Origin of the sequence: Intestinirhabdus alba, assembly GCF_009711095.1 — a bacterium.
GTDB classification, from domain to species: domain Bacteria; phylum Pseudomonadota; class Gammaproteobacteria; order Enterobacterales; family Enterobacteriaceae; genus Intestinirhabdus; species Intestinirhabdus alba.
In genome coordinates this window covers 31819-42636 of the sequence record NZ_WMJZ01000022.1, presented here as the reverse complement: position 1 = coordinate 42636, position 10818 = coordinate 31819, and the positions used below count along the sequence as shown (strand labels likewise).

The following is a 10818-nucleotide window of genomic DNA, read 5'->3' as shown; positions in this document are numbered from 1 at the left end:
CCTCCAGTGAGAAAACAAAACGATAAGTATAGTTGGCGGGGAAGGCGCGGCAGGAAATGGGAGGATTCGTAACCGGTCGCGCCCTTGCGCAGGGAAGGGCGCGACGAGGATCAGGCGACGTGTTGTAAGAATTCCCGCAGGCGCGCGCCGGGCGGGTTGTCGATCAGGGCCTTCGGAGCGCCGTCCTCGGCGATGCGGCCTCCGTCGATAAAGATCAGGCGCGAGGCGACTTTCTCCGCAAAGCCGATCTCGTGGGTGACGATCACCATCGTCATTCCTTCCTCCGCCAGATCCTGCATTACTTTCAGCACCTCATGGCGCAGCTCCGGGTCCAGCGCGGAGGTGGGTTCGTCAAACAGCATCATTTTGGGCTTCACCGCCAGCGCGCGGGCGATGGCCACGCGCTGCTGCTGGCCGCCGGACAGCTCGGACGGATAGTGGTGGGCGCGTTCGGCCAGGCCAACCTTCGCCAGCAGCGCCCTGGCCTGCTTCTCTGCCTCTTCCTTCTTCGCGCCGCGCACGCGCAGCGGGCCAAACATCACGTTTTCCAGCGCCGTCAGGTGTGGGAAGAGGTAGAACTGCTGAAACACCATCCCCGCCTCCTGGCGGATAAGCCGTTCATCCACCTTTGGATCGTTGACCTTCAGGCCGTCGACGATCAGCTCGCCGCTGGTGATCTCCTCCAGCTTGTTGATGCAGCGCAGCAGGGTGGATTTGCCGGAACCGGACGGGCCGATGATCACTACCACCTCGCCCTGACCAATGTTGAGATCGATATTGTGTAGCACCTGGGTGGCACCAAAGTGCTTGGAGACGTTTTTAAATTCAATCACAGGATTTTCATCCTTTTTTCCAGACGACGCAGAATAAAGCTCAGCACCAGAGTTATGATCAGATAGAACACCGCAACGGCGCTCCAGATCTCCAGCGCGCGAAAGTTGCCGGCGATGATCTCCTGGCCCTGGCGGGTCAGCTCGGCCACGCCGATCACGATAAACAGCGAGGTGTCCTTAATGCTGATAATCCACTGGTTGCCCAGCGGCGGCAGCATCCGGCGCAGCGCCAGCGGTAAAATAACGTGGCGGATGGTTTCCCGCCGGGAAAGGCCGAGGGCCAGCCCCGCCTCGCTAAAGCCTTTGTGGATGGAGAGCACCGCGCCGCGGGTGATTTCGGCGATATAGGCTCCGGAGTTAATCATGATGGTGACCACCGCCGCGCTGAAGGGATCGATGCGCAGATCGTTAAACGCCATCGGCAGGGCGAAGTAGATAAACATCACCTGCACGACGATGGGCGTACCGCGAATGATTTCGATAAAAACCAGCGCAATGTGGTTGGCGATCCAGCCGCCGAACGTGCGCGCAAAACCTGCCGCCAGACCAACGATCAGTCCGCCTGCCAGACCGAGGACCGAGATCCACAGGGTCATTTTGGCACCATCGATCAAAAGCGGAATGGCGGGCCAGATGGCGCTCCAGTCAAACTGCATAATCTGTTCCTGTTACCGTGGTGAAAAGAGATATACCCGTCATGCTTCAGGCTGCATGTGTGCTGGCTACTGGTTACTCGTCTCATCCATGAGACTCGCCCTGACGGGCCGCCGCTGCGCGGCGTTCAAAACTGCTCCCGACAGAGTAGTCACTAACCCCGATCGTATAGTTCGCTATGCTCCCGGGGATGAATGAGGGACATCCTTGTCCCTCACCGAAGGCGACCTGCGGTCGGGCAAATTCGTTCCTGACGAATTTGTCGCTCACTTTCCGCGTGATTCGGCCTGCGGCCTCACCCCTTCGGGGCCAGCCCTGAGGCTGTTCAAAATGCGCTGCATTTTGTCATGCAGCTCGAATTATTTAGGGTATAAACGCCCGGTGGCGCAATCCGCCGGGCAATAAACATCATTGTCGTTATTCTTCAGGCGTCGACGGCCTGGCCGCGCGGTTTACCGCGGAAACGACTTATTTAGGCTCGCTGCCGAACCATTTTTTATAGATTTCGTTATAGGTGCCGTTGTCGCGCAGGGTTTTCAGCGCGCCGTTAACCTTATCGCGCAGCGCATCGCTGCCTTTCGGGAAGGCGATGCCGTACTGCTGCGCTTCCAGCGACTCGCCCACCGCCTTAAACTGGCCGTTGCCGGCGGTTTTAATAAAGTAGAGGATGTTTGGCGTGTCGTGCAGCACCGCGTCGGCGCGGCCGGTTCCCAGCTCCATATAGGCGTTATCGATATTCGGGAACTGGCGTAGATCTTTAGTTTTGATATTGGCTTTCGCGTAATCAACCGAGCCGGTGCCGCTCTTTACGGCCACCACTTTGCCGTCGAGATCTTTTACGCTGGTGACGTCGTTATTATTCGCTTTCACCATCACCAGCAGGCCGCTTTTGTAATAGCCGTCGGAGAAGTCGATAGCCTTTTTGCGTTCGTCGGTGATGGTAATGCCCGCCAGCGCCAGATCGATATTTCGCGTCTGCAGCGCCGGGATAATACCGCTGAAGTCCATCGGCTTCAGCGTGTAGTCCAGCTTCAGCTCTTTGGCCACCGCGGCCCACAGATCGACGTCAAAGCCAACGTACTTATCGCCCTGCTTAAACTCAAAGGGCACGAAGGCGGTGTCGGTTGCCACCACCAGTTTTTTATCCGCAGCCTGGGAAGAGACCGCGAAAGCCAGGGTCAGTGCAGCCAGTGAAACGTTTAATAGAGACTTCATAGCATTTCCTTTTTATCCACGGGGCGATCCCCTGCGAGAACCTATGGCGCAATGAAAAATCTGTGCCAGTTTTATAACCCTTTGTTTTGCTTAAGCTGTCTCCCCGTTTCGCAGTGCGGTCGGCGGGGCAATAGCCACGGTTTGCCCCGTAATGGGGCGTTATTTTGGTGCAGGCGAACGGCGAGCCGCTCATCCCGCTTATTTAGCGTAAAAAGCGCTGCTTAAACAAACATTAAATAACTATTCTGTGATGTAATTATTACAGATGTTTTACTTTTTGCGGCGAGGCATGAGGCGGAGCGCACCTGAATAGTGCAAAACCCCCGCCGGGGCGAGGGTTACGGGCAATCAATCAGCGGGTCGGTTAGTCGATGTTGGCTTCGATAAACCACAGGAACTGATCGAGATCGCGGGAGGCGGCGGTAAAGATATCGGCGGTATCCTCATCCTTCGCTTCACCGATGGCTTTGCGCACGTCGTTGGCGACGATGGCATAGCGATCCGCCAGCTCTTTCAGGTGGTCCTGCACGCTGTGAATGTCCAGCGGGTAGCTCTTCAGAGGCGTTTTGCTGTTGATCACCTGAGTGGTGCCAAGGGCCACGCCGCCGAGCTGTACGGCGCGTTCGGCCATGGTGTCAAGGTGATTGGTTAACGCGGTGCGGAAGCCGTCCAGCATTTCATGTACGGCGATAAAGTTGGTGCCGCGCATGTTCCAGTGGGCCTGCTTGGTAATCAGCGACAGGTCAATAAACTGGACAACCTGACGATTCAACAGCTCAATAGTGGCTTTTTTATCGTTGTCGGCGACATCGTTACGGGTGTAAAGCAGATCGGATGCTTTTGTTTTCACCAGTTTAGCGGTACTCATAATTTCATATCCTCTTGATGTTATGTCCCGGTAATTAACGCCATCAAGTATAGCACCGGTTATAGAGGCTGCTTTTCTGGCTGTTCCTGTCGCTTTAATAGCGTATAACGATGGTGGCTTGATAATTTAAAGGTAATCAAAGGATTACTTAATTTCACGGCGGGAGAAAATAACCTGGATTGAGGAAGACAGAGCAGGCATAAATATGCTTTGCAGGCGTTGAAAAGCAGGCTCTTTTTAATATACGGAGCGCTACGGATCAGAAAAAAAGAGAATTTCCTGCATGAATATGCATTCGACGCAGAAAATTCTCATTCAAACCCGTGCCGCCTGGCCTGCGCTGGTACGGGTTACCCGGTGTGCAAATTTTTGCGCTATCAGCCGGGCGAAAAGCCGGGGCCTTAATGCTAAAGCGAACCGCTCTGGTTGGTGTCTACCGGCTTAACGTGGCTTTCACGGCGGAGGGTAAGGGTGGAACCCATCGAGGCGGCAACAATCGCGCACAGCGCCAGCGTCTGGGTCAGCGTCAGGGTCTCTCCGAGGAAAATCATGCCGGTCACGGCGGCAAGCGCAGGCTCCATGCTCATCAGAGTGCCGAAAGTACGGGTGGGCAGGCGCGTCAGGGCGATCATCTCCAGCGAGTAGGGAAGCGCCGTCGACAGGACGGCAACGCCCAGGCCCAGCGGCAGAAGCGACCAGTGCCACAGGGCATCGCCGGCCTGCAGCGCGCCGATGGGCACAAAAACGATCGCCGCAATCAGCGAGCCGACGGCGACGGTCGCCGGCCCATGTTCGGCTCCGGCGCGGCGGCCGGTAACAATATACAGCGCCCAGCAGGCCCCCGCCCCAAGCGCCAGCGCGGCACCGTTCAGATCCACATGTGAGACCTCCTGGCCCAGCGGCAGCAGGAACCAGAGACCGAGCACGGCCAGCACCACCCAGATAAAGTCCACCGGGCGTCGGGAGGAGAAAAGCGCCACCGCCAGCGGCCCGGTGAACTCCAGGGAGACGGCAATGCCCAGCGGCACCGTCTGAATGGACAGATAAAAAAGGTAGTTCATTGCGCCAAGCGACAGCCCATAGAACAGCAGCGGCAGCCGCTGCGCTTTCGCAAAGCGCAGCCGCCAGGGTTTAAAGAAGACCATCAGGATTAACGTTCCGAGGGCCAGGCGCAGGGCGGTAACGCCCGGTGCGCCGACCAGAGAAAACAGCGATTTCGCCAGCGATGCTCCGCTCTGGATGGAGCACATGGCGACCAGCAGAATCAGAACGGAGGCCCAGACGGGCATTTTTCGTGCTAACAGCGGCATCCTTTCTCCTGTCAAGTTTACCAAAGGATAGATAAGTGGGCAGTGTAATGGAAAGCGCCGGCCAGGGTTGTGATTTTGTTGAAAAAAGTTTCCCTGAGGCTGCCGGAACGATCCTTTATTGTTGGATTAATAAGCGACGAATTAAGATTAGTCTGGATGAAGAGATTGGCCTGGGCGCGTAATAATGGCGCGGTTAGCTATAAAAATGGTTTTATTTTAAAGAGATAGCGTTACTTTGAAACATCTTGTTACACGAAATGCCCCCTTAGACAACGTGAATCACAAAGAGTTTCTCATCAATTCTTGTTATATTTAAATCTTAGGACTTATTTAAAGCACATTTGAGGTGGTTATGAAAAAAATTGCATGTCTTTCAGCACTGGCCGCTGTTCTGGCTCTCTCCGCAGGTACTGCCGTAGCTGCGACGTCTACCGTTAGCGGTGGCTACGCTCAGAGCGACGCGCAGGGCGTAGCGAATAAAATGAACGGTTTTAACCTGAAATATCGCTACGAGCAGGACAACAATCCGCTGGGCGTAATCGGCTCCTTCACCTACACAGAAAAAGATCGTACTAACAGTGCGGGCGATTACAACAAATCTCAGTACTACGGCCTCACTGCAGGTCCGGCATTCCGCCTGAACGACTGGGCGAGCATCTACGGCGTTGTTGGCGTTGGCTACGGTAAATTCCAGCAGACCGACTACCCGCGCTATAAAGATGACGTCAGTGACTACGGTTTCTCTTACGGCGCAGGCCTGCAGTTTAACCCGATGGAAAACGTCGCTCTGGACTTCTCCTATGAGCAGAGCCGCATTCGTAACGTTGACGTCGGCACCTGGATCGCAGGCGTAGGCTACCGTTTCTAATCACCTTCCGGTGAGATAAAAAAAATCCGCCCTTCGGGGCGGATTTTTTTTGCCTGCGTGGCGTCTCCGGATTGCTTAGCGGGTCCGGGTTGCAAAAGTATCGCTGCCCAGATGAGTGTAGTCCACCTTCTGCAGTTTGAAGTTAGTGACGTACACCGGACCGGCGTTCTGCCCGGAAATAAAGCGGTAGCGGCTGCTGATCTCTTTGGCCGCGATCCCCGTCCACTGTGAAAAAAAGCTCAGAAAATCATTGGCCGAGCGGCGCGCCTTAATCAGACGGTGGGCCTTGTCGTCACTGGAAAGCACCATAAACGGCACCTGAAAATTTTGCTGAAACCGGTCGTCGTGGGCCAGATACTGAACCGCTTTGCCGCGCTCTTTAAAGGCCAGCCCGTGATCGGAAAAATAGACCAGTGAAAAGCTTTCGCCGCTGTTGCGCAGCCGATCGTACAGGGCGTGCAGCAGTTCGTCGGTGCGGGTGATGGAGTACAGATAGCAGGAGGTTTCCTTCGACTGAACGAAAACCGTATACTTTCCGTGGGTGCGGTCGCAGGCCTGGGGATGCGATCCCATCAGGTGCAGGACGATGAGCTGCGGCTGGCTGCGGTCGGCCTCCAGCACCTGCGAGGTCATGTTTAACAGCGCCTCATCCTCGGTATTCTTATCCGCCTCAAAATCGCCGCTTTTCAGGAAGTGCACCTCGTCGGCGCGCCTGGCGATGCTGGCGATGGCCGTGTCATATTCGCCAATTTGTCCCTGATTGGAAAACCACCAGGTCTGAAAGCCGGCCCGGTTGGCCAGAGTAATCACGTTGTTCTGAAACTGCGGCCGCTGGTCCACCACCCGGTTCAGGGTCAGACCGAGCGACTTCTGGGTGGAGCCGCTTGCCGCAACGTAGTCGGTAAAGAAATAGCCGTTGACGCTGCTGGCGAAGGGGGTGTTATTCCAGTGGCCGCCAAAGGCACCGAGCGCGTCGCGGCGGGCGCTTTCACCAATCACCATCACATAGAGATGATACCGTGGCTTTACTGCGGTGACCGTCCAGCTATCTTTCATCGTTGACAGCTCCGCCATTCGCCGCTGCTCGTCAATCACCTCGTTGTTATTGACGATAACGTCTTTAATAAAGCGAAAAGCCGGATAGCCGGTGTCCTGCAGCTTAAATTTACCGCCCCAGGTCAGGTTTTGCACCGGCGCGACAAAAAAGGCCGCCGCGCTGAACAGCAGGCACAGGCTGTCGACGCTGCTCCAGCGCTTCTTCTCCCCCTTTTTCCGGCGAAGGGCGACGACCCCCAGCGCAAAGATAAACAGGCTGACAAGATAGCTGTACCAGGGGAAAAGGGACAGGATCTCACTCGACTCCTGGAGATTGGTCGAATGCAGCGCCAGCAGGGTATTAAAATTGGGCGAACCGTAGGTTTGCCCAAACGGAAAGTACAGGGCGGCGATAAGCGAGCAGACGCCGACCAGCGCCTTCTGCAGGCGCGGTGCCGTGCGCCACAGCAGCAGCAGTACGCAGGCGAAGGCCGCGGCGTAAAGCAGGCTGAAGGGGTAGCCCAGCGCAAGGTTAATCAGCAGGGACTGTAAAAAATAGAAACCCACCCACGGGCTGACGCCCTGGATACGGGTAAGAAGAGTGGCTTTAAGAGATAAATTCATGGGCCGCTGTCGCTAAAACGCCAATTGCTCACCCTGGCGTCCCGGGTCAAAACCTGCTGCTGCGCGGAAAAGTGGCGGAAAGATCCGCAACCGGAAGAGGCGGTACAGGCAGGGCTGCAAGAAGATAGAGCGGTTGACGGTTCAGGTCAACAGCCGGGGGCAACGGTTTTGCGAGAGTGCGGGAAAAACCCACAAAAAACAGGGTTAACGTGGCAACCGACGGGAGGCTGCCGCTAACGACGCCGCGCTAGCGCCCGGATGCCGTTTTATCCGCATCCGTTTTGTCGTGAAACAGCTCGCACAGCATGGAAAGCAACAGCAAGCGTACCTTAAAGGGAGAGTGGCTGAACACGCGCATACACCTCTTAAATTCGTTCATCGGATACTCCTGATGAAAAGCTCCCTCGATCCGTGAAGGATGTCTGCATTACCTACAGATATAGCACAGGCTATATTATATGGCTATTGCTAAAACGTTAATTTTTTGTGCCCGAGGCACTCTGGTTTACAATGTGCCCTCTCCAGAGCAATGCTGGTAACGTGTTACAGGAATGAGGAAGCAGAATGAGCCGTCGCGCAGGTCCGCCCACGATAAAAAAAGTGACGCAGCTGGTGAACGTAGAAGAACACGTTGAGGGATTTCGCCAGGTCAGGGAGGCGCACCGCCGCGAGCTGATCGACGATTACGTTGAGCTGATCTCCGATCTGATCAACGAGGTTGGCGAGGCGCGGCAGGTTGATATGGCGGCCCGGCTTGGCGTTTCCCAGCCGACCGTCGCCAAAATGCTTAAGCGGCTGGCTTCGGTGGGCCTGATTGAGCTGATCCCCTGGCGCGGCGTGTTCCTGACCCCGGAGGGCGAACAGCTGGCCCAGGAAAGCCGCGAGCGGCACCGGGTGGTGGAAAACTTTCTGCTGGCGCTGGGCGTCAGCCCGGAGATTGCCCGCCGGGATGCGGAAGGTATCGAGCACCACGTCAGCCAGCAGACGCTGGAGGTGTTTCGGCTGTTTACGCAGCGGCACGGAATCGCCGCCGAATGAACCTGTCTTTCTGGCGCGCCCTGCGGCGCGATCGTTTTTTTCAACTGCTGCTGCTGACGGGCGTCGGGCTGAGCCTGTGCGTACCTTTTGCCCCCCGGGCGTGGCCCGCCGCCGTTGACTGGCACACTATTATTACCCTTAGCGGTCTGATGCTGCTGACCAAAGGGGTGGAGCTGAGCGGCTATTTCGACGTCCTGGGGCGCAGGATGGCACGCCGCTTCGCCACCCAGCGGCGGCTGGCGATGTTTATGGTGCTGGCGGCGGCGCTACTCTCCACCTTTCTCACCAACGACGTGGCGCTGTTCATCGTCGTGCCGTTAACCCTTACTCTCCGGAAGCTGTGCGCTATTCCGGTTAACCGGCTGATTATCTTCGAGGCGCTGGCGGTCAACGCCGGCTCTCTGCTGACGCCTGTCGGCAATCCGCAAAATATTTTGCTGTGGGGGCGCTCAGGCCTTTCGTTTGTCGGGTTTATCGGGCAGATGGTACCGCTGGCCGCGGTGATGATGCTAACCCTGCTGGCGCTGTGCGGGTTCTGCTTCGCCGACAGGGCGCTGACGTACCATACCGGCGCGCGCTCGCCGGTATGGCAGCCGCGGCTGGTATGGAGCTGCCTCGGGCTGTATCTCGTTTTTCTTACCGCGCTGGAGCTGAAGCAGGAGCTGTGGGGGCTGGCGGCGGTGGCGGTGGCGTTTCTGCTGTTGGCGCGCCGGGTGGTGTTCAGCGTGGACTGGACGCTGCTGCTGGTGTTTATCGCGATGTTTATTGACGTTCACCTGCTGACCCAGCTGCCGGTGCTGCAGGCGGTGCCGGACCGCGTTGAAACGCTCTCCGCCCCCGGCCTGTGGCTGAGCGCCATCGGACTGTCGCAGGCGATCGGCAACGTGCCGGCGACGATCCTGCTGCTAAACTACGTGCCGCCGACGCCGCTGCTGGCCTGGGCGGTGAACGTCGGCGGCTTCGGCCTGCTGCCGGGGTCGCTGGCCAATGTGATTGCCCTGCGTATGGCCAACGATCGGCGCATCTGGTGGCGTTTTCATCTCTACTCGCTGCCGATGCTGGCCTGGGCGGCGGCGGTGGGGTATGGCCTGCTGCGGCTCGTTGACGCCGGGCTGTAATCTCCCGTTGCTGACGATGCGCCCAGGCAGGGGGGCAGGGTTTTGCCGCGATCGAACCGTAGAGCAGGAATAACACCCCTTCGACGAAGGTTGAGGATCGTTTCGTAATAAATATCCAGCAAAAGAGTGGCAAAACCAATTGATGAACTTAAAGCGCATTGGCGCGGCCGTTGGCTGCTGAAATAACAACAGGCCCGATGACGATAGCGCCATCGGGCCTGTAAAATTACCGCCAACGCCTGAGGGCGTGGCGGGATCAGTTCAGGCGAACCGGCATACCGGAGCGAGCCTGTATAGCCTTATCAACCACGGTGGCGTCGACGTCAGGCTGGCCGGTCACCGTCCGCACGCTTTTCGTCAGCGTAACCGGCACCGTCTCGCTGCCCTCAAACTGGGCTTCGGTGGTGGAGAGCGGGTTGTGTACCTCAATGTAGCGGCTGCCGTCCGGCTCGGTGGTCGCTTTTACCGGCTCGTCGATGAACTGCACGCGGGTGCCGACAGGTACGTTTTCGAACAGGAATTTAATGTCGTCATTGCGCAGGCGCACGCAGCCATGGCTGACCCGCAGGCCAATGCCGAAGTTAGCGTTGGTGCCGTGAATGGCGTACAGACGGCCGATATAGAGCGCGTAAAGCCCCATCGGGTTATCCGGCCCGGCCGGAACCACCGCCGGCAGCGGTTCACCCGCCGCCCGGTACTCCGCATGCATCTTCGCCGTTGGCGTCCAGGTCGGCCCCGCCTTTTTGCGTTCGACTTTGGTGGTCCAGTTGATCGGCGTGTCTTTGCCCAACTGGCCGATGCCGATCGGCAGCACGATAACGGTATTAGTGCCTTTCGGGTAGTAGTAGAGGCGCATTTCGGCGCTGTTAATAATAATCCCTTCGTGCACGGTGTCCGGCAGAATCAACTGCTGAGGAATCGTCAGCACGGTGCCGCCTTTCGGCAGATAAGTATCAACGCCGGGGTTGGCCTCCAGCATATTGGATAGCCCCATCTGGTATTTTGCCGCAAAGTATTCCAGCGGCTGGGTGTTGCCTTCCGGGATCGTGATGATCTGGTTCTGACCAACCAGCCGGCTGCCGTCCGTAGGGAGCGGATAGGTGACGGCAGATGCCGTGCGGCAAAAGCCGACTACGGCGAGAGCCGCCGCGAAAAGCGTTGTTAATTTCATATTCATAAGCGGTGAAATTCAGTGCCTGCAGGCTGTTAGGTTGAGAATTCTGTCACGTTGGGGCGCATTATAGGTGCATTCCCG

12 protein-coding genes are annotated in these 10818 nt (G+C 57.2%); 4 read left to right on the top strand and 8 right to left on the bottom strand.

The window, feature by feature from the left end; all coding sequences use genetic code 11:
- Positions 1-110 precede the first annotated feature (110 nt).
- From glnQ to rhtA, 5 genes are all read right to left on the bottom strand, one after another.
- Positions 111-833, bottom strand: coding sequence for a glutamine ABC transporter ATP-binding protein GlnQ (glnQ, locus tag GJV78_RS15680; protein WP_167519600.1), 723 nt, complete (start codon positions 831-833; stop codon positions 111-113).
- Complete coding sequence (glnP, locus tag GJV78_RS15675) at positions 830-1489, bottom strand: glutamine ABC transporter permease GlnP (RefSeq protein ID WP_155109204.1); 660 nt, start codon at positions 1487-1489, stop codon at positions 830-832. Before glnP ends, glnQ begins: the two co-directional genes overlap by 4 nt.
- 466 nt (positions 1490-1955) lie before the next feature.
- Positions 1956-2702 carry a glutamine ABC transporter substrate-binding protein GlnH gene (gene glnH, locus GJV78_RS15670; RefSeq protein WP_155109203.1) on the bottom strand — a complete coding sequence of 249 codons (747 nt, stop codon included), beginning with the start codon at positions 2700-2702 and terminating at the stop codon, positions 1956-1958.
- A 364-nt stretch (positions 2703-3066) separates the two neighbouring features.
- Positions 3067-3570 (bottom strand): DNA starvation/stationary phase protection protein Dps, encoded by a 504-nt coding sequence (gene dps, locus GJV78_RS15665; RefSeq protein WP_155109202.1) that lies wholly within the window; start codon positions 3568-3570, stop codon positions 3067-3069.
- A 407-nt stretch (positions 3571-3977) separates the two neighbouring features.
- Positions 3978-4880, bottom strand: a complete 903-nt coding sequence (gene rhtA, locus GJV78_RS15660; protein WP_155109201.1) for a threonine/homoserine exporter RhtA — start codon at positions 4878-4880, stop codon at positions 3978-3980.
- A 35-nt stretch (positions 4881-4915) separates the two neighbouring features.
- On the opposite strand from rhtA, the gene GJV78_RS15655 reads away from it, so the two are divergent.
- Complete coding sequence (locus tag GJV78_RS15655) at positions 4916-5062, top strand: hypothetical protein (protein ID WP_155109200.1); 147 nt, start codon at positions 4916-4918, stop codon at positions 5060-5062.
- 170 nt (positions 5063-5232) lie between these two features.
- The gene (ompX, locus tag GJV78_RS15650) at positions 5233-5748 is read left to right on the top strand and encodes an outer membrane protein OmpX (RefSeq protein ID WP_155109199.1); all 516 of its coding nucleotides are present in this window, start codon (positions 5233-5235) and stop codon (positions 5746-5748) included.
- A 75-nt stretch (positions 5749-5823) separates the two neighbouring features.
- Here the strand turns inward: ompX and GJV78_RS15645 are convergent, their stop codons facing one another.
- Positions 5824-7407, bottom strand: coding sequence for a phosphoethanolamine transferase (locus GJV78_RS15645; protein WP_155109198.1), 1584 nt, complete (start codon positions 7405-7407; stop codon positions 5824-5826).
- Positions 7408-7654: 247 nt separating this feature from the next.
- Positions 7655-7786 (bottom strand): manganase accumulation protein MntS, encoded by a 132-nt coding sequence (gene mntS / locus GJV78_RS15640; RefSeq protein WP_155109197.1) that lies wholly within the window; start codon positions 7784-7786, stop codon positions 7655-7657.
- 185 nt (positions 7787-7971) lie between these two features.
- On the opposite strand from mntS, the gene mntR reads away from it, so the two are divergent.
- A complete protein-coding gene (gene mntR / locus GJV78_RS15635) occupies positions 7972-8445 on the top strand; it encodes a manganese-binding transcriptional regulator MntR (protein ID WP_155109196.1) in 474 nt (157 codons plus the stop codon).
- Complete coding sequence (locus tag GJV78_RS15630) at positions 8442-9563, top strand: anion transporter (protein WP_155109195.1); 1122 nt, start codon at positions 8442-8444, stop codon at positions 9561-9563. Before mntR ends, GJV78_RS15630 begins: the two co-directional genes overlap by 4 nt.
- A 256-nt stretch (positions 9564-9819) precedes the next feature.
- On the opposite strand, the gene ldtB is transcribed toward GJV78_RS15630, so the two are convergent.
- On the bottom strand, positions 9820-10740 hold the full coding sequence (gene ldtB, locus GJV78_RS15625; protein ID WP_155109194.1) for a L,D-transpeptidase: 921 nt from the start codon (positions 10738-10740) through the stop codon (positions 9820-9822).
- Positions 10741-10818: the final 78 nt, after the last annotated feature.